The 22279-nt window shown below is 71.1% G+C and carries 26 protein-coding genes and 1 tRNA gene; 11 read left to right on the forward strand and 16 right to left on the reverse strand.

Annotated elements, in window-relative coordinates; genetic code table 11:
* Positions 1 to 159 precede the first annotated feature (159 nt).
* From ABZZ20_RS16380 to ABZZ20_RS16410, 7 genes are all read right to left on the reverse strand, one after another.
* On the reverse strand, positions 160 to 321 hold the full coding sequence (locus ABZZ20_RS16380; protein WP_199828096.1) for a hypothetical protein: 162 nt from the start codon (positions 319 to 321) through the stop codon (positions 160 to 162).
* A 361-nt stretch (positions 322 to 682) separates the two neighbouring features.
* Positions 683 to 970, reverse strand: coding sequence for a hypothetical protein (locus tag ABZZ20_RS16385; RefSeq protein ID WP_356870076.1), 288 nt, complete (start codon positions 968 to 970; stop codon positions 683 to 685).
* 180 nt (positions 971 to 1150) lie between these two features.
* A tRNA-Ser gene (locus ABZZ20_RS16390) sits at positions 1151 to 1237 on the reverse strand.
* Positions 1238 to 1294: 57 nt separating this feature from the next.
* Positions 1295 to 1723 (reverse strand): tRNA adenosine(34) deaminase TadA, encoded by a 429-nt coding sequence (tadA, locus tag ABZZ20_RS16395; protein WP_356870142.1) that lies wholly within the window; start codon positions 1721 to 1723, stop codon positions 1295 to 1297.
* Positions 1724 to 1785: 62 nt separating this feature from the next.
* Positions 1786 to 2331, reverse strand: a complete 546-nt coding sequence (locus ABZZ20_RS16400) for a hypothetical protein (RefSeq protein WP_356870077.1) — start codon at positions 2329 to 2331, stop codon at positions 1786 to 1788.
* Between the two features lie 504 nt (positions 2332 to 2835).
* Complete coding sequence (locus ABZZ20_RS16405) at positions 2836 to 3030, reverse strand: hypothetical protein (RefSeq protein WP_356870078.1); 195 nt, start codon at positions 3028 to 3030, stop codon at positions 2836 to 2838.
* A gap of 128 nt (positions 3031 to 3158) precedes the next feature.
* Complete coding sequence (locus ABZZ20_RS16410) at positions 3159 to 4097, reverse strand: universal stress protein (RefSeq protein WP_356870079.1); 939 nt, start codon at positions 4095 to 4097, stop codon at positions 3159 to 3161.
* Positions 4098 to 4278: 181 nt separating this feature from the next.
* On the opposite strand from ABZZ20_RS16410, the gene upp reads away from it, so the two are divergent.
* Positions 4279 to 4914: a uracil phosphoribosyltransferase gene (gene upp / locus ABZZ20_RS16415; RefSeq protein ID WP_356870080.1), complete on the forward strand. Its 636-nt coding sequence runs from the start codon at positions 4279 to 4281 to the stop codon at positions 4912 to 4914.
* A gap of 130 nt (positions 4915 to 5044) precedes the next feature.
* Here the strand turns inward: upp and ABZZ20_RS16420 are convergent, their stop codons facing one another.
* Positions 5045 to 5707, reverse strand: a complete 663-nt coding sequence (locus ABZZ20_RS16420; protein ID WP_356870081.1) for a LytR C-terminal domain-containing protein — start codon at positions 5705 to 5707, stop codon at positions 5045 to 5047.
* A 207-nt stretch (positions 5708 to 5914) separates the two neighbouring features.
* The gene (locus ABZZ20_RS16425; protein ID WP_356870082.1) at positions 5915 to 6211 is read right to left on the reverse strand and encodes a type II toxin-antitoxin system VapB family antitoxin; all 297 of its coding nucleotides are present in this window, start codon (positions 6209 to 6211) and stop codon (positions 5915 to 5917) included.
* Positions 6212 to 6535: 324 nt separating this feature from the next.
* Here ABZZ20_RS16425 and opcA point away from each other — a divergent pair, with 324 nt between their 5' ends.
* Complete coding sequence (gene opcA, locus ABZZ20_RS16430) at positions 6536 to 7468, forward strand: glucose-6-phosphate dehydrogenase assembly protein OpcA (protein ID WP_356870083.1); 933 nt, start codon at positions 6536 to 6538, stop codon at positions 7466 to 7468.
* On the opposite strand, the gene ABZZ20_RS16435 is transcribed toward opcA, so the two are convergent.
* Together ABZZ20_RS16435 and ABZZ20_RS16440 are read right to left on the reverse strand one after the other, a co-directional pair.
* Positions 7417 to 7893: a cupin domain-containing protein gene (locus tag ABZZ20_RS16435; protein ID WP_356870084.1), complete on the reverse strand. Its 477-nt coding sequence runs from the start codon at positions 7891 to 7893 to the stop codon at positions 7417 to 7419. The genes opcA and ABZZ20_RS16435 overlap by 52 nt on opposite strands.
* 97 nt (positions 7894 to 7990) lie before the next feature.
* Positions 7991 to 8614 carry an HhH-GPD-type base excision DNA repair protein gene (locus tag ABZZ20_RS16440; RefSeq protein ID WP_356870085.1) on the reverse strand — a complete coding sequence of 208 codons (624 nt, stop codon included), beginning with the start codon at positions 8612 to 8614 and terminating at the stop codon, positions 7991 to 7993.
* Between the two features lie 121 nt (positions 8615 to 8735).
* On the opposite strand from ABZZ20_RS16440, the gene ABZZ20_RS16445 reads away from it, so the two are divergent.
* Positions 8736 to 9554 (forward strand): VOC family protein, encoded by an 819-nt coding sequence (locus tag ABZZ20_RS16445; protein ID WP_356870086.1) that lies wholly within the window; start codon positions 8736 to 8738, stop codon positions 9552 to 9554.
* Between the two features lie 152 nt (positions 9555 to 9706).
* Here the strand turns inward: ABZZ20_RS16445 and ABZZ20_RS16450 are convergent, their stop codons facing one another.
* Complete coding sequence (locus ABZZ20_RS16450; RefSeq protein WP_356870087.1) at positions 9707 to 10600, reverse strand: phosphorothioated DNA-binding restriction endonuclease; 894 nt, start codon at positions 10598 to 10600, stop codon at positions 9707 to 9709.
* Positions 10601 to 10731: 131 nt separating this feature from the next.
* On the opposite strand from ABZZ20_RS16450, the gene ABZZ20_RS16455 reads away from it, so the two are divergent.
* The 5 genes from ABZZ20_RS16455 to ABZZ20_RS16475 all read left to right on the forward strand — a co-directional run bounded on the left by ABZZ20_RS16455 (position 10732) and on the right by ABZZ20_RS16475 (position 15535).
* On the forward strand, positions 10732 to 11298 hold the full coding sequence (locus ABZZ20_RS16455; RefSeq protein ID WP_356870088.1) for a TetR/AcrR family transcriptional regulator: 567 nt from the start codon (positions 10732 to 10734) through the stop codon (positions 11296 to 11298).
* Positions 11299 to 11403: 105 nt separating this feature from the next.
* Positions 11404 to 12915, forward strand: coding sequence for an MFS transporter (locus ABZZ20_RS16460; protein ID WP_356870089.1), 1512 nt, complete (start codon positions 11404 to 11406; stop codon positions 12913 to 12915).
* An 83-nt stretch (positions 12916 to 12998) separates the two neighbouring features.
* Positions 12999 to 13439, forward strand: coding sequence for an SRPBCC family protein (locus tag ABZZ20_RS16465; RefSeq protein WP_356870090.1), 441 nt, complete (start codon positions 12999 to 13001; stop codon positions 13437 to 13439).
* Positions 13440 to 13515: 76 nt separating this feature from the next.
* Positions 13516 to 14868 carry a carotenoid oxygenase family protein gene (locus tag ABZZ20_RS16470; RefSeq protein WP_356870091.1) on the forward strand — a complete coding sequence of 451 codons (1353 nt, stop codon included), beginning with the start codon at positions 13516 to 13518 and terminating at the stop codon, positions 14866 to 14868.
* A gap of 79 nt (positions 14869 to 14947) precedes the next feature.
* Positions 14948 to 15535, forward strand: coding sequence for an SRPBCC family protein (locus ABZZ20_RS16475; protein ID WP_356870092.1), 588 nt, complete (start codon positions 14948 to 14950; stop codon positions 15533 to 15535).
* Between the two features lie 168 nt (positions 15536 to 15703).
* Here ABZZ20_RS16475 and ABZZ20_RS16480 read toward each other — a convergent pair whose 3' ends face one another.
* The gene (locus tag ABZZ20_RS16480; protein ID WP_356870093.1) at positions 15704 to 16246 is read right to left on the reverse strand and encodes a DUF6448 family protein; all 543 of its coding nucleotides are present in this window, start codon (positions 16244 to 16246) and stop codon (positions 15704 to 15706) included.
* A 214-nt stretch (positions 16247 to 16460) separates the two neighbouring features.
* Positions 16461 to 17330: a helix-turn-helix transcriptional regulator gene (locus tag ABZZ20_RS16485; protein WP_356870094.1), complete on the reverse strand. Its 870-nt coding sequence runs from the start codon at positions 17328 to 17330 to the stop codon at positions 16461 to 16463.
* Between the two features lie 103 nt (positions 17331 to 17433).
* On the opposite strand from ABZZ20_RS16485, the gene ABZZ20_RS16490 reads away from it, so the two are divergent.
* Both ABZZ20_RS16490 and ABZZ20_RS16495 read left to right on the forward strand, forming a co-directional pair.
* Positions 17434 to 18141: an SDR family NAD(P)-dependent oxidoreductase gene (locus ABZZ20_RS16490; RefSeq protein WP_356870095.1), complete on the forward strand. Its 708-nt coding sequence runs from the start codon at positions 17434 to 17436 to the stop codon at positions 18139 to 18141.
* Entirely contained in the window at positions 18138 to 18692 is a 555-nt protein-coding gene (locus tag ABZZ20_RS16495) for a nuclear transport factor 2 family protein (protein WP_356870096.1), read from the forward strand. The genes ABZZ20_RS16490 and ABZZ20_RS16495 overlap by 4 nt, the downstream gene beginning before the upstream one ends.
* Positions 18693 to 18984: 292 nt before the next feature.
* On the opposite strand, the gene ABZZ20_RS16500 is transcribed toward ABZZ20_RS16495, so the two are convergent.
* Both ABZZ20_RS16500 and ABZZ20_RS16505 read right to left on the reverse strand, forming a co-directional pair.
* The gene (locus ABZZ20_RS16500) at positions 18985 to 20406 is read right to left on the reverse strand and encodes an ATP-binding protein (protein WP_356870097.1); all 1422 of its coding nucleotides are present in this window, start codon (positions 20404 to 20406) and stop codon (positions 18985 to 18987) included.
* Positions 20407 to 20456: 50 nt separating this feature from the next.
* A complete protein-coding gene (locus ABZZ20_RS16505) occupies positions 20457 to 21401 on the reverse strand; it encodes a helicase-associated domain-containing protein (RefSeq protein WP_356870098.1) in 945 nt (314 codons plus the stop codon).
* A gap of 123 nt (positions 21402 to 21524) precedes the next feature.
* On the opposite strand from ABZZ20_RS16505, the gene ABZZ20_RS16510 reads away from it, so the two are divergent.
* Entirely contained in the window at positions 21525 to 21815 is a 291-nt protein-coding gene (locus tag ABZZ20_RS16510) for a hypothetical protein (protein ID WP_356870099.1), read from the forward strand.
* Positions 21816 to 22279: the final 464 nt, after the last annotated feature.

Below are 22279 nucleotides of genomic sequence, written 5' to 3' on the forward strand. Positions count from 1 at the left end.
TGCACTGTGTGCAAGCACCGTATATCACCGTGTTGAGGGCAAGTTGGGCATAATGGGGTGTTTCGGGTAAGGGTATTCCGGGGTGCGGGAAATGCGAAAGCCCCCCACCTGTTCGGAGTGGGGGGCCGGTACGTCCGGAAACCGCGTCAGAGTATTGGTTCAGCGCACCAGTTCGGTCATGAACGCGCCGATGCCGTGGGCCGCGTCCGAGATTCCCTGGAACCCTATTTTGACGATGTCGGCCGCCTTGACCGGCTGGGTGATGATCACGAAGAGCGCGAACACGACGAGCCCACCCGTGATCATCTTCTTGGTGTCCACGAGCGGTGTCGGCCTCCCCAACCGGTCCTGCAAAGTCGGGTGAGTCTATCCGGTCGGGCCGGGACACTCACCCGGCCTTTATGGACCAATGGCCCGGCGCTCCGGGTCCTTTGCCGCGGCGCCTGCGGGTGGGGGTGGCGCAGTATGGAAGGCGAGCCCACCGGTTCTGGCAGGAAGTCGGTGGGTGAGGGACAGGACCTCACTGCGGGGTCCGAGCCGCGAGCTACCCCCTGACTGCGGTTCGGATTGCCAGGTTCCGTCCTCGTCGGGGGAAGTGGCTTGTCCCCCTGATACCACTTCCCCCGTCCTAGACGTCGAAGGCCCCGACCCCGGTCGGGGCCTTCGAGGTGCCCGGCGGCTTCTACTGGATGGCGCCGAGCAGGCCCAGGACGGGTTCGGCGGGAGCGATGAGGGGCAACAGCTGGTTCGGTACGTCCATCAGCTGGCCGAGCTTGTTCAGTTCGTTGAGCTTTCCGCCGATCTCCTGGACCGACCTGGGCGTGGCTCCCTCCGGCATGCCGGGGGCCGCCTGCGGCAGGTCCGGGAGGGTGATCGGGGCCATGGGGGCGGCGGAGGCGGCGGGTGCGGCGAGGCCCGCGGCGGCCCCCGCGAGGGCGAAGGCGGCGAGCATGCGCTGGGTCTTGGTCATGCCGTGACAACGGCCGAGCGGGCGGGCGGTCACGCGCAGCCGCGTGCGGGCTCACCGGTGCGGAGTACGCGGTGGCGGCCCGCACCCTGCTCGCACCTGCCGTTACCTGCCCGAACGGCTGTCCCCTGCCAGGAAACGACGAGAGCCCCGACCCTTGCGGGGCGGGGCTCTCGTTCAGAGCGGTAGCGGTGGGATTTGAACCCACGGATAGCTTGCACCATCACACGCTTTCGAGGCGTGCTCCTTCGGCCGCTCGGACACGCTACCGAGAGAGAGCTTAGCCCAAGGTGCCCCGTGCTCTGAAATCCGTATCCCCGGTGCCCGTCACAGCGCGCGGAAGAAGTCCATGAGCTGCTCGGCGCACTCCTCGGCGAGCACCCCGCGGATCACCTCCGGCCGGTGGTTGAGCCTGCGGTCCCGTACGAGGTCCCAGAGCGACCCCGCAGCACCCGCCTTCTCGTCGTCGGCGCCGTAGACGACCCGGGCCACCCGCGACTGCACGAGCGCGCCCGCGCACATCACGCACGGCTCCAGGGTCACCACGAGGGTGCACCCCGTAAGCCGCCATTCCCCGAGCCGGGTGGCCGCCCGGCGCAGCGCCAGCACCTCGGCGTGCGCCGTGGGGTCGCCGGTGGCCTCGCGCTCGTTGTGCCCGGTGGCGAGGAGCTCCCCGTCCGGACCCAGCACGACGGCGCCGACCGGCACGTCGCCGGCCGGCACCGCCCGGGCGGCCTCCTGGAGCGCAAGGCGCATGGAGTCCCGCCACGGGTCCCGTACGGGATCGGGGCCGTGCGTGGGGTGGTGCGTGGTGATCACTAGCGGACGGCCTCCAGCACCTCGGTCGCGCCGAGGGAATCGGCGATCTCCGAGAGGGCGTCCCCGTCGAGGGTCATCAGTTGTTTGTGGCTGACTCCGAGGTCGTCCAGCAGTCGGGGGTCGCCGAGCGGACCGGTGGGTACCGGTTCCACACCGGGCGGGTCCTCCTCGTCCTCGTCCTCGGCGCTGGTGAATGCGGCGATCGTGTCCTCCTCGCCGTCCTCGGTGCCGTCCAGGTCCAGTTCGTCGAGTTCGTCGTCCTCCTCGTCGCTGCCCAGCAGCTCGTCGGTCAGCATCGAGCCGTAGGAGCTGCGGGAGGCCGCGGAGGCGTTGGATACGAAGTACCGCGGGTCCTCCTCGCCGTCCACGCGGACGACGCCGAACCAGGCGTCCTCCTGCTCGATGAGGGCGACCACCGTGTCGTCGTCGACAGCGGCGGCACGGGCGAGATCGATCAGATCACTGAGGGACTCGACGTCGTCGAGTTCCATGTCGCTCGCTTCCCACCCGTCTTCGGTGCGCGCGAGCAGTGCGGCGAAATACACCGTGACTCTCCCACTGGTCATAGGCGTGCCGGTTGGAGGTCCCCCCGGCCGGAGGTGGGAAGGGTTGGAACGGCCGTACTGCTCGCCGTTTCGTGCCCCGCCCAATCGGCATCGTGGCAGAAACGGCGGCTTTGCGAGAGGTCTTCCGCGCTTGCGTCGTGCCGTGCCGCTCGCCGCAGGGGCTGTCGGGCAGCGGATGAGCGGCCCCGCGACCCGCCTGGGATCGCCCGAGCCCGCTCGGCGCGGCGTCCCTGCGCGGCCCCGGCGCGCCGGCTTTCTGCGGCGTCCGACCTCTCGCCGGACGCCGCACGGGGGGTGGTGCTGCGGCCGGGCCGCGGGGCCGCGGGGGCGGTGCGCTGCGGGGTACGGGGCCACGCGCCCGCCCGGCGTTCGCCCGGCGCCGGGCGCGGGCTGGCAGCGTACGGCTACGGCGTACGGCTACCGCGTACGGCGAGGTGGGTTTCCGGTTTCCGGTTTCCGGGAGGGGCGGGCGGGCCGGCGGGGTCACCAGCGGAAGGTGCGCATGCGCATCTGCTGGCGCATGCGGGCCGCACGGGCGCGGCGGGGTTGGACGCGGTCGCGCAAGGCCCGCGCCTCTACGAGGTCGCGCAGGAACTGCGCGCGCCGTGCTCTGCGCTGCGCCGCCGTCTCGGGCGGTTCCGGTGCGTCGCCCTCTCGGCTCGGCTGTGTGTCGGCCATCGGCCACCACCCCAGGCTGGTCCGGTCGTCCTCCTCCGCCGGCGCGAAGCAGACCCCCCGTATCCCACCTTCCCCCGGGCGGGCCGATTGAAGCTACCCCTTCGCAGCTCAGGGCCGTCGAGCGCCGCTCAGGAGGCGTCCGGCAGGGTCGGGACCACCGCCACCGGGCCGTGGGCGTGGTGGAGGACCGCGTGGGCCACCGAGCCGATCGTCAGGGACCCGACCTTGCGCCGCGGGTGGTGGCGGCCCACCACCACGAGTGCCGCCGAGCGGGAGGCCGTGACCAGGCGCTCCGCCGGGTCGCCGGGGACCGCCGCCTGTTCCACGGACACGTCCGGCCACCGGGCGCGGAACGGGCCCAGCCGCTCCGTCTGGGAGCGCAGCATCTCCCGCTCCGCCGGCACCGCGTCCCCCTCGTCCGCCAGCCCCTCCGGCGGGATCACCTGGAAGGGGCTGTCCATGATCGTCGTCGGCGCCGGCGGGATCGCGTACGCGGAGACCACCTGGACGGTGGTCCCCCAGGCGGCGGCCTCCGCGAAGGCGAAGTCCAGTACGTCGTCCGGCGTCTCCGCGGCGTGCAGACCGAGCACCACCCGCCCGGCGGGCGGCTCCGACGCCGCCCCGGCGGTGCGCGCCGCATGCGGGACCACGACCACCGGGCACGCCGCCGTTGCGGCCACGGCGTGGCTGTTCGAGCCGAGCAGCAGGGTCGCGAAGCCGCTGTGGCCCCGGGAACCCATCACCAGCATCCGGGCGCCCTCGCCGACCATGCGCAGGGCATCGGGCACGGAACCCTCCAGGGACTCGTAGCGCACCTCGTCCGGCAGCGCGGGGGCCTGGGCGAGGAGGGCCCTGATCCGGTCGCCGACCGGGTCGGCGTACGCGTCCGGCTGGGAGGCGTCGGCCAGGGACGAGCGGCGCGCCGCGTACAACTGGACGCTGTCGGGCAGCACGTGGGCGACCACGAGGCCGGTGCCGTGGCGGAGCGCCGCGGTCCGGGCCCATTCCAACGACTGGAGGCTGTGCTCGGATCCGTCGACGGCCGCGACCACCGGTGCGTTGCTCATCAGTCCAGCGTGCTGGGCGTCCGGGCGGGGCGCATCCGCAGGCAGGTGCGGGCCCCCGCTGCCGGCTCGGACGCACAGGGGTGCGCACACCGCGTAGCCTTTTGATCGTGGGTCGCGAAAGAGTGCGGCCGTTTTTGCAGGTCGCAGGTCGAAACCCGGCAGCTGAACCTTGGAGGATGTTGTGCGTTTGCAGGTCGTCGATCACCCCTTGGTGGCGCACAAACTGACCACCCTGCGCGACAAGCGCACCGACTCCCCCACCTTCCGTCGGCTCGCCGACGAGCTGGTGACCCTCCTCGCGTACGAGGCCACCCGGGACGTGCGCACCGAGCAGGCCGACATCCTCACGCCGGTCGGTCCGACCACCGGTGTGAAGCTCTCGCACCCGCGCCCGCTGGTCGTGCCGATCCTGCGCGCCGGCCTCGGCATGTTGGACGGCATGATGCGGTTGCTGCCGACCGCCGAGGTGGGCTTCATGGGCATGGTTCGCAACGAGGAGACCCTGGAGGCCTCCACGTACGCGACGCGCATGCCGGAGGACCTCTCGGGGCGGCAGGTCTACGTCGTCGACCCGATGCTCGCCACCGGCGGCACGCTCGTCGCGGCGATCCAGGAGCTGATCAAGCGCGGCGCCGACGACGTCACCGCCGTGGTGCTGCTGGCCGCGCCCGAGGGCGTCGAGGTCATGGAACGCGACCTCGCGGGTACACCGGTGACGGTCGTGACGGCCGCGGTGGACGAGCGGCTCAACGAGCACGGCTACATCGTGCCGGGCCTGGGCGACGCGGGTGACCGCATGTACGGCTCGGCCGAGTAGGACGCCTTCGAGCCGACCGCTGATCCGTGGTCGGCTCCGATTTCGGCGGCCCGAACACCCGATTTGGCGGCCCGAGCACGCACCGCGGTCCACGGATCGCCGTGCTCGGGCCGCCGTCGGCTTTCCGGGGTCAGCAGGACTTGGCGGGCGCGGGCTGGGGGTGGGCCAGCAGGGCCAGCTCCTTGTCCGCGGTCTCCTTCGGGCTGAGCTCCTTGAACGCGTCGCCGAGGATCAGGTCGACGTCCGCGCCCTCGCGGGCATCGGTCTGCTGCGTGTCGCCGTCGAGCTGGGTTCCCAGGACGGAGAAGACCGCCTTGTCGGTCTTGGGTGAGCCGAGCAGTATCCCCGTGCCGGGGACTTTCTTGTCGAAGTCGGCGGGGGCGTTGCCGACCGTGCCGACGGTGAACCCGCGCTTCTTGAGCTCGTCGCCGACCGCCTTGGCGAGGCCGGCGCGCGGGGTCGCGTTGTAGACGTTGACCGTGATCTCGCCGGGCTGGGGCAGTACGACCGCAGGCACAGCAGCCGCGGCGCTGGCGGCCGCTGCGCCGCCCGCCTTGGGCTTCGGTGTCGCACAGTCCTTGGCGGCCGCCTTGTGGTGCTTGTCGCTGCCGCTCTCGCCGCGGAACACGTTCATGAGCTGCAGGGATCCGTAACCGAGCAGGGCAAGACCGAGGACTGCTCCGAGCGCGGTGAAGACGATCCGCCGGCGTCGCCGGGGTCGGCTCATGCGGGGGTAGGCCGCTCCCGTGACGCGGTACTTTCCGCCCATGCCGGGGGGAGTGAGCATGCTCATGGGCGCAGCGTAGTACCGCCCGCTGTCGATGCCCACCGGATGATCTGTTGATAGGGCAAGACCAACCCGAAAGGTGCAATCCGCGCGAAGCGGAAGCCGTGCGGAAGCCGTGCCGGGGTGCCCTCCCGGGGCGCGCCCGGCGTGTCCCCGGGAGCCCCGAGCGGTCCGGGTGTCCCGGGTGTCCCGGGTGTCCGGGGTGTCCGGGGGTCAGTCCATTTCGAGGACGCGCGCGTGCAACACCTGACGCTGCTGCAGGGCTGCGCGCACGGCGCGGTGCAGACCGTCCTCCAGGTACAGGTCGCCCCGCCACTTCACGACGTGGGCGAAGAGGTCGCCGTAGAAGGTCGAGTCCTCGGCGAGCAGCGTTTCGAGGTCCAGCTGCCCCTTGGTCGTCACCAACTGGTCGAGCCGGACCGGGCGCGGGGCGACATCCGCCCACTGCCGGGTGGTTTCCCTGCCGTGGTCGGGGTACGGCCGCCCGTTTCCGATGCGCTTGAAGATCACACGGAAAGCCTACCGGGCCGGCGCCTGCAGGCGCAGCCTCGCGATGGCGGTGCAAAAGTGATGTACCAGGCGAATTCTGGAGTTATTCATGAGCGAGAGCACCGACCCGCGTCTCCGGCCGACCAGATCGCCGCGGGGGTACGCCTTCACCGGGCCCGCCCTCGACCTGGGTGCTCTGCTCTGGGACGGCAGCTGCTTGCCGGACGGGGTACGACCTGGAGGGGCTCCGCACCCAGCTCGGCGGGTGAGGCCCAGGTGACGGATTCGGCGGGGGGTTCGACGGCCGGGTGCGCCGTGCGGGCTGTCGCTGACAGACTTCGGTCCATGCGGACCGAACTCATCGACACCACGTCCAGCAAGGTCGACCGGGCCCTGCTCGAAGCCCGCCGGGCCATAGGCAGCTCCACGATGGGCCTGGTGCTGACGCTCGTCGTCGCCACCGACGAGGAGAACGCCTACGACGCCGTCCGCGCGGCCTCCGAGGCCTCGCACGAGCACCCGTGCCGCATCATCGTGGTGATCAAGCGCACCTCGCGCGGCCCGCACAAGCTCCGGCAGACCCGGCTGGACGCCGAGCTGCGGGTGGGCACGGACGCCGGGACCGGGGAGATCGTGCTGCTCCGCCTGCACGGGGCGCTCACCGAACAGGCGGGCTCGGTGGTCCTCCCGCTGCTGGTGCCGGACGCGCCCGTGGTGGTGTGGTGGCCGGCCGATGCCCCCGCCGATCCGGCCGGGGACCCGCTGGGCGCGCTGGCGCAGCGCCGGATCACGGATGCGGAGGCCGCCGCCGACCCGGTCGCGGTCCTGGACGAGCGGGACGCCTCGTACGCCCCCGGCGACACCGACCTCGCCTGGACCCGGCTGACGCCGTGGCGGGCGCTGCTGGCCGCCGCGATGGATCAGAAGCCGCTGCCGGTGACTGGCGGGGCGGTGGAGTGCGAGGCGGACAACCCGAGTGCCGAACTGCTGGCCCGCTGGCTGGAAGGTCGGCTCGGGGTCCCGCTGGAGCGGGTCACGACGGACGGGCCGGTGATCACGCGGGTCCGGCTGGACACCGCGGAGGGTGAGATCAGGGTGGACCGCCCCGACGGGGCGCTGGCCGCGCTGATCCTGCCGGGCAGCCCCGACCGTACGGTGGCCCTGAAGATCCGCAGCACGGCCGAGCTGATCTCGGAGGAGCTGCGGCGCCTCGACGCGGACGAGGTCTACGCCTCGGCGCTGCGCAGGCGGCCGGCCCAGGCGTCGCTCTCCGCGTAGTGGTTGTCGTACGTGGGCTGGCTGTCGATGATGTCCTGGACGGTGGCCTCGCCCGCGCGGACCCGGCCGAGGAGCCGGTAGTAGTCGAAGCGTCCCATGCCGGGCGTGAAGCCCACGAAGACGCTCGCGCCGTGCCCCGGGGAGGGTGCGAAGGCGTGCTTCACGCCTGCCGGGATCGAGAGGAAGTCCCCGGCGGTGAGGGTCCTGACCTCGTCGTCCACGAGGACGTCGAGCCGTCCGGCGGTGACGTGGAAGAACTCGGTCGCCTTGGTGTGGAAGTGGACGGGTGCGCCGGCGGCGCCCTCGTCGAAGGTGGCGGTGTTGCAGGTGAGTTCGGCGGTGTCGGTCAGCAGGGTGATGACGCTGCCGGGGCCGTCTGTGATGGTTTCGGCGGTGGCGGCGCGGGTCAGGATCTCGTTCGTCATGATCATGAATCTAGTCGGCTGTTTGACCGGCGGCACGGGTCAATCGGTGAGTGAAATGACCGGTCAATTTTCGTGTCGCACCCGGTCCGGCGCCGGCTCACTTCCCTCCGGCCGCCTTGGCGGCTTTGGCGGTCCTGGCCCCTTTGGCAGCCTTGGCGGCGGCCTTCAACTCCTGCTTGTGCGCCCGCACCTTCGCCAGGGACTCCGGCCCGGTGATGTCGGCCGCCGAGCGGTAGACGTTCGCCCGGCCGTATCCGCCGGCCGCTTCGCGCCACCCCTCGGGGCGCACGCCCAACTGCTTGCCCAGCAGCGCCAGGAAGATCTGGGCCTTCTGCTCGCCGAACCCGGGCAGCGCCTTGAGCCGCTCCAGTAGCTCCTCTCCGCTCTGCACGTCGCGCCAGATGGCCTCCGCGTCCCCGTCGTAGTGCTCCACCAGGTACGCGCACAGCTGCTGGACCCGCTTCGCCATCGACCCGGGGTAGCGGTGCACGGCCGGCTTCTCGGAGAGCAGCGCGGCGAAGGCCTCGGGGTCGTGGGCGGCGATGGCGTGAGCGTCGAGATCGTCCGCCCCCATCCGACGGGCGATCGTGTAGGGCCCCGAGAACGCCCACTCCATCGGCACCTGCTGGTCCAACAGCATGCCGACGAGCGCGGCGAGCGGGCTGCGGCCGAGGAGCTCGTCGGCCTCCGGCTGCTGGGCCAGCCGCATCGTGATGTCCATGGCTCCAGCGTCTCGCCTGGCCGCGCTCCCCGCGCGGTCGGCGCACCGCGCGCCTAGCGTGTGAAGCGCGCGCGCGACCCACGACACACGACACACACGAGGACACAGGAGTCGATCGATCATGGCTGAGTTCCCGGAAGGCGCTCCGTGCTGGGTGGACGCGATGTTCAAGGACGTGGAGGGCGCCAAGACCTTCTACTCCGACGTATTGGGTTGGACCTTCGGCGACGCCCAGAGCGATTACGGCAACTACACGCAGGCCTACTCCGAGGGCAAGGCGGTCGCGGCCGTCGTTCCGCCGATGCCGGGCGCCGACGCCCCGTCGCAGTGGTGCCTGTACTTCGCCTCGCCCGACGCGGCGGCCACGGCGGAGAAGATCAAGTCGGCTGGCGGCGACCTGATGATGGAGCCGATGCAGGTCGGCAGCTTGGGCACGATGCTCCTCGCGAAGGAGCCGAGCGGGGCGGTCTTCGGCGTCTGGCAGTCGGGCGAGCACAAGGGCTTCGAGAAGGTCGGGGAGTCGGGCGCGTACGCGTGGGCGGAGGTCTACACGCGTGATCCGGACAAGGCGGACTCGTTCTTCCGGAAGGTCTTCCCGTACGGCGCCCAGCGGGTGGAACCCGGTGACGACCCGGAGATGGCCGGGATGGACTTCGTGATCTTCAGCGTCGGCGGCAAGGAGAACCCGGTCCTCGGCCGGATGAAGATGGGCGACGAGTTCCCGCCCGGGATCCCCCCGTACGTCCAGGTCTACTTCTCGGTCCCCGACTGCGACGAGGCGGTGGCCAAGGCGAAGAAGCACGGCGGCGCCCTGCACTTCGGTCCGATGGACAGCCCCTACGGTCGGTTCGCCGCGCTGACGGACCAGCAGGGGGCGGCGTTCGCGGTCATCGACATGTCGAAGGCGACGGGTGACATGCCGAAGATGTCGGACGTGTAGCCGGTTTCCTCGGGCGCAGGACGGGCCACCCGCCGGGGTGGCCCGCCGACCTGGGGGCCGTAGCTCCGGCGGAGTGCACTCCGCCGGAGCGGGCGGTTCCCGGCTCACGGCTTATGGCGTGCTGCGTGCTGCGTGCGGCTTACGGGCGGCGGTCAGGCGGCGGTGGCTGGGCGCGGGGTGCCGTGGAAGACCTGGCTGGTGTGCCAGGAGCGGTGGGCCGCCGCGACGGGGCGAACACCCGCTTGCGGGCCTATGAGCGGGCGGCCGGCGAGCGCTATGACGTGCTCGCGGGCGGCGGGGCTGTGGCCGACGAAGCGCTGCGACACCAGGATGCGGTGGCCATCACCGATGCCGAGTACGCCCTTGTCGAAGAGCCGGTGGTGCAGCGAGCACAGACACAGCCCGTTGTCGACGTCGTCGGGGCCCCCGAATGCCCACCAGCGCACGTGCGCGGCCTCCAGTCCGACCGGCACCGCGCCGATCCTCCCGTCGTAGCCGCAGAACGCGCACCGGTACTCGTACGCCGTCAACACCAGCTCCCGCATGCGCCGGTCACGCTGCCTCTGCACCGTCGAGAGCCGCTCGGTCGCGGATGGCTCCAGTTCCAGGCCGACGGCTTCGCACAGTTCCCCGTGGAGCGAGGGCGGGAAGTTCAGATCGAGCAGGACGCGCGCCATCCGGCCGAGCAGCGACGGCTCTCTGCGCAGTGCTGCCCGCAATTCCGGCGCCAGCCGACCCGCGGCTCCCGAGGCCCGCAGTTCCCGCACTCCGCTGCCCGGGCTGCCGAGCCCGTGATCGGTGCGGACTTCCCACACCGCGTCGCTCACCAGGTGGTGGAACGGGTAGGCCGGGGTGGTCTTGTTGGCCGGTCCGTACTCGGCCAGCAGCCGCTTCAGGTCTTCCTCCACCACGCTGTACCGCAGCTCGCCCTGGGCATCCTGCTGGAACCGGCCGAGGGCGTAGAGGAACAACAGTGGCTTGTGCGGAGCGCGCGTCCCGCTCCTCGTCCACTGCCTCAGCTTCGCGGTGCGCTCCAGCCAGTCCATGACCGGCGATCGTAGTGGCCCCGCCGAACGCCGGACCGGTCCCGTCGGTCCCCGGTGCCCATGGGCCGCCGCCCGGGGCTGCGCGACGCGAACGGGTTGACAGTCAAAAGTGTGAGTGGTTGAGTACTCACATGAAGACGGAACGACCCCGCCAACTGTCTACCGCCGAGGAGCGCCGCGAGACGGTGCTGCGCACCGCGATCGGTGCGTTCGCCGCCCGCGGTTACTGGGGCACCACCACGACCGAGGTGGCCAAGGCGGCCGGCATCTCGCAGGCCTACGTCTACCGCCTGTTCCCCAGTAAGGAGCAGTTGTTCACGGCGGTGGTCGAGTACTGCTTCGTGCAGGTACGGGCCAGCCTCGAACAGGGTGCCGCGGAGGCGAAGGGTAGCTCCGCGGAGGTGGTGCTGGACGCGATGGGCGACGCCTACGCCCGGCTGATCAGCGACAACGACCTGATGCTGATCCAGCTGCACGCCCAGGCGGCGGCGGTGTCCGAGCCGCCGGTCCGTGAGGCGGTTCGGCAGGGCTACGCCCGGCTGGTGGAGTACGTGCGCGGCGCCTCGGGCGGCAGCGAGCAGCAGGTCCAGCAGTTCTTCGCCCTCGGGATGCTGTGCCACCTCATCGTCTCCCTGGGGGTGGAAGAGGTGGATGCGCCCTGGACCCGGACGCTGTCCGCGGGCATCACGCACTACTGACGTCCGGCCCGGTTGCTCGACCGGGCCGGTTTGGCGGGGCACGGTAGTCGGCCCCGCCTTTCTTAGGCCTTATTTGTGAGTGGTTAACCACACAGGGAGCCTGCCTTGAGCGCCGCCGACACCACCGATACGACCGACACCACCGATACGACCGCCACTGCCAGCCGCCCCGGGGTCGCACTCGCAGCCCTGGCCGGGGCCCAGTTCACCGTCATGCTGGCCACCTCGATCGTGAACGTGGCCCTGCCACAGATCCGCGCCGGAGTGGGGCTGTCGGAGAGCGGCACCACCTGGACGGTCAACGCGTACGGCCTGGCCTTCGGTGCGTTGCTGCTGGCCGGCGGTCGGGCGGCGGACCTACTCGGACGACGCCGGGTGTTGCTGGCGGGGTTGATGGTGTTCGGTGCCTCCTCGCTGGTGGCGGGCCTGGCCGGTTCGTCCCTCGTGTTGATCGCGGCCCGTGCGGTCCAGGGCCTGGGCGCTGCGGCGATCGCCCCGGCGGCGCTGGCCCTCATGATGGGGCTGTTCCCACCCGGCCCCGGACGAGGGCGGGCGCTCGGAGTCTGGGGCGCGGTCTCCGGGGCGGGAGGCGCAGCCGGGGTCCTGCTCGGTGGTGTGCTGACGCAGGCGTGGGGCTGGCCGTGGATCTTCCACGTGGTCGCGGTCGGCGCGTTCCTGGTACTGGCCGCCGCTGCCGCCTTCGTACCCAGGGCGCCCGGCGCGGGCGGCGGACACTTCGACCTGCTCGGCACCCTTACGGTCACCGCCGCGCTCACCGCCCTGGTGTGGGGCCTGACCACCGCCCGCCGCACCGGCTGGACGGACACCGCCGTCCTGGCCTCCTTCGCCCTGGCCGCCGGGCTGCTGGCCACCTTCGTCCTGGTCGAGCGCCGCCACCCGAACCCGCTGCTGCCGCCCCGGCTCCTGCGCACCGGCCGGCTGGCTGCCGGGAACCTGCTGATGGCTCTGCTCGGCTCGGTGTGGATCGCGCTGTTCTTCTTCCTTCCCCTGTACCAGCAGCAGGTGCTCGGCTCCAGCCCGCTGATCACCGGAGTCGGCCAACTCCCGCTCGCCGCGGCCAACATGCTCGGTTCGGCGTTCGCCCCCCGGATCTCCCGCCGGCTCGGTACGACCGTGACCGTCACCGGGGCGCTGCTCACCGAGGCTGCCGGACTGTGGTGGCTGTCCCGCATCAGCGCCGACGGCAGCTACCTCGTCGATGTCCTGAGCCCGAGTCTGCTGATCGGCCTCGGACTGAGTACCGCGTTCGTCCAGCTGACAGCCCTGTCCGTGGAGGGCGTTGCGCCGCGGGACGCCGGCCTGGCCGGCGGACTGGTCAACACCACCCGACAGGTCGGGGGCGCGATCGGCCTGGCCGTCCTGGCGACCCTGGCCGGCGCCGCCACCGCCCGGGCATCCGTCCAGCAGCCGCACCTGGAGGCGCTGACCGCCGGGTACCGCACGGCCTTCGCCGTCTCGGCCGTCGTCCTCGCGGTCACCGCCGCTCTCGCACCGCTCCTCACCCGCTGCACCACGGCTCGCCCGACCCGCCCGACCCGCCCGACCGGCGCGGGCTCGTGGCCGGCACTCCGCGACACGACCCGCGAACACCACTGACCAACACCCCACCGACTCCCCGCCCGACCCCGACTCCCCGACTTCCCCTGCCTCCCCTGCCTCAACCGAGAGGAACTCCCGCCGTGATCACCATCGACGAGACCGCCCCCGTGATCGTCCGCCTGTCCACCGAGATCGCCGCCCCGCTGGAGCGGGTGTGGGCCCTGCACACCGACATCGACGGCTGGCCCGACTGGAACACCCACGTCGACCGGGCCGAGCTCGACGGGCCGCTGCTGCCCGGCACCTCCTTCCACTGGGAGACCCACGGCCTGGAGATCACCTCCACCATCCGCGAGTTCGTCCCCGGCGAGCGGCTGGTCTGGGGTGGCCCGGCCAACGGCATCGAGGGCGTCCACGTGTGGACCTTCGAGCAGCGCGAGGACCGGACCGTCGTGCGTACCGAGGAGTCCTGGAGCGGCGCCCCGGTCGATGCCGCCGCCGACGAGCTCGGCCGGGCCCTCCGGGACTCCCTGGAGAGCTGGCTCGCCGCGCTCAAGTCCCACGCCGAGCGGTCCGCCTGACCCCCGCCCCTCCGTCCGAGACGGCCCCAGCCCCACAGACCGACACCGACACCGACACCGAATCGAGGTTCCCGCCATGACCGCCAAGCCCTACCTGATCGGCCACTACGAGCCCGTCACCGACGAGATCACCGCCACCGAGCTGACCGTCGAGGGCACCCTGCCGCCCGAGTTGACCGGCCGCCTGATCCGCAACAGCCACAACCCGAAGGCCGGCGTCACGCCCACCCACTGGTTCAAGGGCAGCGGCATGGTCCACGGCATCCGGCTGCGCGAGGGCCGTGCCGAGTGGTACCGCAACCGCTGGGTGCACACCCCCGCCCTGAACGGTGCGCCCTACATGACCGAGCACGGCCCGGACCTGACCGCCTCCACCGCCGGGACCCACGTCATCGAGCACGCCGGCCGGTTGCTCGCCCTGTGCGAGGCCAACTTCCCCTTCGAGCTCACCAAGGCCCTCGACACCGTCGGCCCCTTCGACTTCGACGGCAAGCTGCGCAGCGCGATGACTGCCCACCCCAAGAGCGACCCGATCACCGGCGAACTGCACTTCTTCGGTTCCTCGCCGTTCCCGCCGTTCCTGACGTACTACGTCGCGGACGCCCACGGGCACATCACGCACAGTTCCGAGGTGCCGGGAGCCACCGCCTCCCTCAAGCACGACTTCGCGATCACCCGCAACCACGTGGTCTTCGTCGAGGGCGCGGTCACCTTCGATCCCACCGAGCACTCCGGCATCCCGTACTCCTGGCAGGACGCGCAGCCCGCCCGGATCGGCGTCATGCCGCGCGGACCGCAGGGTGCCGGGAAGATCCGCTGGTTCCCGATCGAACCGGGCAACATGCTGCACGCCGCCAACGCGTACGAGGACGCCCAGGGCCGCATCGTCCTGGAAGGCCCGACCGTCGACCGCGAGGGATTCCAGCTCTCCTGGAACTGGTGGGTCGGCGCACCCGGCCGCGGCACCGAGCCCAACACCCGCTCCTACACCCGCCGCTGGGTCGTCGACCTGGCCGCCGGCCGCGTCGATGAGCGCGTCATCGACGACCTCGCCGTCGAGTTCCCCACCCTGAACGAGGACTTCCTCGGCTCCGAGAACCGGTACCAGTACGCGGTCTCCTTCCCCGACCAGGAGGGCTTCGGCGGCTACGGCGTCGTCAAGTACGACCGCAGCACCGGCGAGCGCCGCATCCACGAGGTCGGCGACGCCCGGCTGCCCAGCGAGGCGGTGTTCGTCCCCGCGGCCGGCGCCACCCGCGAGGACGACGGCTACCTGCTCACCGTGATCTCCGACCTCAAGCAGGACGCCTCCCAACTGCTCGTCCTGGACGCCTCCGGCCTCGGCCGGGTCGCCACCGTCCACCTCCCCCGCCGGGTCACCGCCGGCATCCACGGCTCCTGGATCCCCGACAGCGACCTGGAGCGCTGACCGGTCGCCGCGCTCCCCGTCCGCCGCCACCCCACGAGCACCCACGAGCACCCACGAGCACCCACGAGAGGCCAACCCCGTGCGTACCGCCCCTGCCCCCGCTGCTGCGACCGCGTTCAAGGCCGCTGCCCTCGCCACCGTCCTCGTCCTCGCTGCCACCGGCAGCGCCTACGCGGTCACCGACGACCGGCCCGCCACCCACAGCCCCGTGGACGACGTACGGATCGACCGGAACGCGCCGGTCATCACCCGCACCGAGATCCTCATCCATGCCCCGCTGGCCACCGTCTGGAAGATCCAGACCGACGTCGAGAAGTGGCCGACCTGGCAGCCCAGCGTCGAGGCCGTCACCAAGGACACCCCGGGACGCCTGCGGCCCGGGTCCGTGTTCCGCTGGAGCACCGAGGGGCTCGACATCGTTTCGACCGTCAGGCAGGCCGACCACGGCCGGCGGCTGGCCTGGGGCGGCCCCGCCCAGGGCATCACCGCCATTCACGTGTGGACCTTCACCCCGACCCGGGACGGCGTCCTCGTCCGCACCGAGGAGTCCTGGACCGGAGCCCCCGTCCTCGCCCACCAGGCCGCCCTTCAGGCCGCGCTCGACCAATCCCTCCACCACTGGGTCACCAACCTCAAGCACCGGGCCGAGACCGGGCCGGCCGAGTAACCGACGGGCCCCCCGGCCCGCAGATCGCCGTGGGAGATGCTGACAGCGCACGCCGAAGGGCCGAGCCGCCATCGCGGCCCGGCCCTTCGTCTCGCGTCTTCGCGTGCGTTCATGGACGGGTAGCCGAAGATGCGGGCAGGGATCGGCGTCCCGTCTGGGCGGATGCGCTCAGCCAACGCTGCGCCGCCGGCCGCCGGCTCCCTCGTGCGGGGCAGCCATCGCCTGCTGGTAGAGGTGATGGGCCCACACCTCCAGCCCCAGTGTGGCCTCCACATACTCGCGGGCGGCGCTCACCCCGTCAGCGGCATGTTCCTTGCACGCCATGGCCCGGCTATGGCGAGCTTCCACCTGCCTCCGGACGATGTCGCAGAGCAGTCGAGCCAGCTCATCCGCAGAGCCCGTCTCGACGGCACGTTCGGCCACCGGAATCACCGGCCCGATGTCGAGCCCGGCTGGTTTCAACCCCGTGAAGGGGGCGCCCTCTCCGGCACGATGCACACGGACGACCGTCTCGAAGAACCAGCGGTCGGCCACTTCCCGTCCCGTAGAGCCGAGCGTTCGCGCGGTGGTGGCGAGGCGGAAGGCCTCACGCACTTCCGCCTCCCCCTCCTCATGCACATAAGGGAGGACGAGATCGACGTCCTGCTTTTCCAGCGCTTCGCGCGCGGCCGTGACGACCGGACCGTCGAGGGAGTCGCAGTGCGGCGGCATCGTGCATCACCTCCTCTCCCCAGGATGTGGACAGCGAAGTGCTCCCTGCAATGCGAGATGCCGCCGGGTCGTCTTCCTGGGGCATCTCGTCGCGCCCCGTCCTCGGCCGGTCGATCACGGGGGCTCTGAGCCCTCACTCAAGGCGCTCCGGCGCTCCGCGCCCCGCCCGGCGTCCTCGCGCATCTTCCGCGGAACGACGAAGGACCGCCCCTGGCTACGAGCTGTGGGTGGGATCGATGGCAGCAGCTGAGATGGTCTGGATGCCGATGGTCTTCAGGAGGGCGAACTGCTCCGCGGTTGCGGTACCCGGCGCGGAGCAGACGGCGATGCGCAGGTCGCTGCCGGGGACGGTGAGGGTGTCACAGTCCACGGTGACCGGCCCGAGGGCGGGGTGGTGGATGGTCTTGCTGTCGGTTGTGTGGAAGCCCACGGTGTGGGAGCGCCAGAGTTCGTCGAAGCGAGCGTCCTCGCGTCGCAGGTCGGCGATCAGTGATCGCAGTGGCCTGTCCCGTGGGTAGCGGGCGGTGGAGGTGCGTAGGTCGGAGACGAGCGCGGTTTCGAAGCTGGCCTGCTGCTCGGGGGTGTGGGTGACGCGGCTGGCCAGGTGTGTGAAGTGCCTCCACGCGATGTTGCGTTCTCTTCCGCGCCAGGAGGACGGGTCGCCGACCAGCGCGGCCCAGAGGGGGTTCCAGGAGATGAGGTTCCAGGCCGCGTCGTGGACGCTGAGCGGGGTGTCCTGCAGTTGGTCGAGCAGCCGTTGGACGCTCGGCGGCACGTGCTGGGAAACCTGTCCGGCGCTGGGCGGGGCCTGTCCGCCAAGGACGAACAGGTGATCCCGCTCGGCCTCCGACAGCCGCAGGGCGCGGGAAAGCGCGGACAGGACCTGGGGGGAGGGTGAAGTGGCGCGGCCTCGCTCCAGTCGGACGACGTAGTCGACGGAGAGTCCGGCGAGCAGGGCTAGTTCCTCGCGGCGTAGTCCGGGTGCCCGCCTGACACCACCAGCCGGGAGGCCCGCGTCCTGGGGGCTGGTCCGGTCGCGCCATTGGCGCAGAGCTGTGCCGAGTGCTGTGTCGTCCTGAGTCACATCCCCATTGTCGGCTTCGTGGGCTGCCCCGGCCTGGTACTGCCAGGCCCCCCGCTGCCCGGGGCTCTCCCTCGATCCGCGCTGGTCATCGAGGGTGGAGTGCATGACCACCACAGTGATAACCGGAGCGAACAAGGGGCTCGGATTCGAGACGGCCCGCCGTCTCATCGAGCTGGGACACACCGTCTATGCGGGATCCCGCGACGCCCGCCGAGGTGAGGAGGCCGCGAAAGCGCTGGGCGCCCGCCCACTGCTCATCGACGTCACCGACGACCGGTCCGTCGCAGCAGCCGCGGAAGCGGTGCGCAAGGAAGCCGGAGCCGTCGATGTGCTGGTCAACAACGCTGGCGTCGCCGGTCCTGCCCTGCCGACCGAGGAGCTGACCGCCGCCGACCTGCAGCAGGTGTATGACACCAACGTGTTCGGAGCGGTGCGCACCGTGCGCACCTTTCTGCCCCTGCTCCAGGCCGCGAACAGCCCGGCCATTGTCAACGTCAGCAGCGGCCTGGGGTCGCTCGCGGTCAATGCTGATCCTGCCGCGCATGCGTCCATCGTGCCGGCGTGGATCCCGCTCCTCGCCTACAACTCGTCCAAAGCAGCCCTGAACATGCTGACCGTCCTGTATGCGCAGCAGTACCCAGGCATCCGGGTCAACGCCGTCGATCCCGGATTCACTGCCACCGATCTGAACGGGCACCAGGGCACGCAGAGCGCGGAGGAGGGAGCTGCGGTGATCGTCGCCACGGCCACCGCCGGCCCGCACGGCCCCACCGGCACCTTCCTCGGTGCCCACGCCCCGATCCCCTGGTGACAGCGCGCACGTCGCTCGACCACCGCACCCTCGACCGACCGGCCGCTCACGACCAACTACGTCCGTCCGACCGGGCCGCCGAACCCACGGAGAACATCATGACCATCGACCACGAGACCGCTCTGAACACCGCGAAGGGCTTCTTCGCCGCCTTTGAGGGCCGCGACCCGGCGGGCGTGCGAGTCCTGCTCGCGCCCCACGCCAACATCACCATCCCGCTGTCGATCGAGGGCACGCCCGCCCCCTGGTACGTCTTCGACGGCCGGGAGCACGTGATGGGCTACATCGAATCCGTCGCGGCCAAGTTCGACCACATCGCCTTCCTCGACAAGGTCTACACGGTGAGCGAGGACGCCAAATCGGTCTTCCTGCAGGCCAACGGCGACATCCTGTCCACTGCGGAGAAGCTGGTCTACCGCAACGTGTACATCTTCCGGGTCGAGATCGAGGACGCCAAGGTCGTCAAGGTGTGGGAGTACGCCAACCCCGTGGCCTACGCCAACCTCGGCATCCAGAACTCGGAAGCCGAAGCAGCCGCCCAGGCGAGCTGACGACGGTGCTGTGCCCGGAGCCTGGAACTCCGCACACAGCAACCGCAGCTCACCGGCGGTCGTCGGTGTCAGGGTCTCCCCTTCGTCGTTCCGTGGTGGGCGAGTGCGGAGGATACGAGATTCGAACTCGTGAGGGGTTGCCCCCAACACGCTTTCCACATGTTCGTACGGGGGGCCGCCGGGGGCCATACCCGTCCTGACCTGCGGCGAAGCGTTTGGAGTGGCCCCGTCCGGACGGGCCCGGACGGGGGTGAATGCAACCAGAACTGCAACCACAGGAGTCGCCCCCTGATCACGCCCTGCGCCAGGCGCCGAGCAGTTCTTCGGGTCCGTACGCCGCCTGGAGGCCGGAACAAGTGGTCCCGTTGCGCGAGACCGCCACGAGCGGTACGGGCTCGTCGGTGATGGCTGCCCGGTGCTTCTGGAGGGCGGCCAGGTCGTGGCTGTCGAACGCGGAGTTCTCCAGCCACTTGACCGAACCGAGGAAGAGCAGTTCCTTGGCCACCGGCTGCCGGTCGGCGCCGACCACGTCGATTTCGACGTCATTGCTGCGGGTCCAGTAACCGCCGATCGCGGGGGCGGCGGGCAGGAGCCCGTCCGGCAGGAGCCGGGCGAGGGATTCCCGGACGAGGGGTTCGACCGCGCGCCCCCGCCAGCTTGTCCACTGCTCCTTGATCCGGCTCAGCGTGAGATCCCCCCGCATCCGCTCGATTTCCGCCATGTGCGGATCCAGGAACGCGAGCCAGAACCGGAGGTAGGGATCGGCCACGCGGTAGCGGCGTTCCTTCGACGGTCTCAGTGAGAGGGGCAGCTCGGCTGCCACTACCCGCTTCTCGGTCAGGACGTCTGTGGCTCGGGTCAGAGTGGTGTGCGCGATGCCGCCCGCCGCGCGCGCGATGTTGGTGAAGGTCCTCTCCCCGCTTCCGATGGCCCGGAGGACCTCCCTGCTCATGGCCTGCGGCGGAAACTCCGCGGCCAGTGACCGCTCGGCGGAGACCAGCAGCGCCGAGATCGGGTTGTCGAGCGACTCGCGGAGGAACTCCCAGACGTCGGCCCCAGGCCGCCAGTCCGCGCAGATCAGCGGAAGTCCGCCTGTGATCAGGGCGGCGTCGAAGGCGGCGGCCGGCTCGAGGCCGAGCATCTCGCCGATGTCGGCCGGGTTCAGCGGCCCCACGACCATTTCCCGGCCCCGCTGGTGGAAGGGGCGCTCGTAGCTGTTCAGCGCCTCCATCATCGACAGGTCGGAGCCGACCAGGAGGAGAAGTACGGGTTTGCGGCTGAGCAGGCGGTCCCATGCTCGCTGGAGCATGCCTTCGAAGGCGTCGATGCGGTCCATGAGGTACGGGACCTCGTCCATGACGACCACACTCGGGCTGTCGTCGGGAAGCACCTCCGCGAGCAGTCTGAACGCCGAATTCCACTGCTCTGGAGTCTCCTCCGAGAACAGTTCCCGCTCCGGCAGCGTGGATCTGGCGACGGCGTCGAGCAACTCCACCAGCTCGTCCTCTGCCGTGCCGCCCGCCGCGGTGAAGAACAGATATGGCACCTCGGTACGGCGGAGGAATTCTTCGACGAGGCTGGACTTGCCGACTCGCCTCCGTCCGCGCATGAGGATGCACTGTCCAGGCTTCGCCGAGCCGACGGCGTCGTGGACCGACCGGAGGGCGCTGCCGAGCACGTTCAGCTCGCGGTCCCGTCCGATGAAACGCCGCATTCAAGCCTCCCCGAACGATAGTATCGACAGAGATACTATCGCTATCGATACTATTCAGTGGTGGCCGTGGTTCGGCCGCCGATTCTCGCCCTGGAGCCGCGCGGAGCCGGAACGGGAGCGGCGGCTCGCCGGGGCCGGATCTTCTCGATGCGCACCGTGCCTTCGGCGGTCTCGGGGACGGGGGCGTATCCCTCGGCCCGGAGCGCGGCGAGGGTCGTGTCGAGCGAGCTGCGGCTGATCAGCACCGTCGGCGCCAGCTGGCGCAGTCCGAGCTTGGCGAGCCTGCGGTGGGCGGCGAGTTCGGCCAGGAGGGCGGGCTCGTCGCCGTGGAGGACGCAGGCGGCGGGGGCGAGGCGCACGCGCCCGTGCCTTCGTGCGGTATCGGCGATCAGGTACGACAGCGGCTGCGGGAGCGGCCCGGCGGCGATGGCGGCCAGGTCGGCCGTGATGTCCTCGGGGACGCGGCCCGCGTCCAGGGCCCGGCGGATGCTGCCGGGGCTGAACCGCCACACCGATGCCGTGCCGCTGGTCTCCCGTTCGGCGACGGAGTCCAGGAGTGAAGCCAGCCGCGCGGACGGGGTGCCGGTGACGACGGCGGTGAGGTCGGCGCCGATCCGGGCCGTCGCGGTGGCCGAGGGCAGCAGCCGCCGGCACTCGACGTCCAGCCCCTCGGCGTCGCCGGTCCGCAGGTGGATGCCGATGGCGGACAGAGCACCGCGTGCGAGCACGCCCAGGAGTTCGGCCTCCCAGACCACGGTGGCGAAGGGCGTTCCGTGCTGGGGCGACGAGTCGGCGAGGGGGCGGTGCCAGGCGACCAGGGGCCCCAGATCCGACGCGACCCGCACGCCCTGCCCTGCCGGGAGCTGCGCGGCTGAGGCCAGCAGACCGTGGCGGGCCTGCACACAGCCGTTGCAGGGCGGCGCGCCGACGAGAGCGGGGAGAGCCTTGTTGTCCTCGTCGCGGGCCCGGGTGGGTGTGAGCGGCAGGTCCGCCATGCCCGGAGCAGTATGGCGAACTGCTCCGGGGGTTCCTGTTCCGCCCAGGCGTCGTATGCCTCGGTAGGGGACACCTGATCGCCGTCCCGGGCCAGCAGGCCGGCGGCGTACGCGGTCTCCAGGGTGAGGCGTACGACGGTGTCGTCGGCCTGGGAGGCCTTGCCGATCCGTGCCAGTTCACGCGCACCGATCCCGCCGGACTTCAGCCGGGCCGGCGCGGTTGCCGAGCAGGCAGACAGGACCGAGGCGGCACCGGCGGCGAACGCCGAGGCGGCGGCCGACGCCTCGTGGTCGACCTCCCTCGGGGTGACGGGCGCCAATCCCACGGAAGGCGGGATGGGCTGGAACGGGGCCTGCCATTTGGGCCCGCGCAGCGCGAGCGCCACCTCGGCGGGCATACGGGCCGGGCCGTAGCGGTGACGGTCCTGGACCAGGAACCCTCGTTCCAGCGCCCATCGATTGCCCGGTTCGCGATCGGGGCCCGGACTCCCGAACATGATGAACCGCGCGGGCCCCGTCGGCCCGGCCCCCGCTCGGCCTTCGAGCAGCTTCCGAGTCGTCGTGGGTGCCTTGTCGATAACGGAGAGGATCCGCTCCGGGTCGCTGTGGTGTTCCATCAGCACGGCCAGCCGCTGCGCCTTGGTGCCCGGCGGCTTGACGCCCAGTGCCGCCAGCATGCCGCGCAGCTCGTCGGAGGTCGTGCCCGCGAGCAGTTCCTCCAACGGGGCGTCCAGACCCAAGGGTGCGTCCCACGCCTGCTTCAGCGGGCCGGCCGTGCGGAGCTTCCCCGCACCGTCAGGCCAGACCAGAGCGTGATCGGCCAGAGCCTCCAGCACGACGTCCAGTTCGCGGGCGGTGTCGTCGGCCGCTGCCTCCCA

The organism is Streptomyces sp. NPDC006430 (genome assembly GCF_040612395.1).
In the GTDB taxonomy this organism is placed as follows: Bacteria; Actinomycetota; Actinomycetes; order Streptomycetales; family Streptomycetaceae; genus Streptomyces.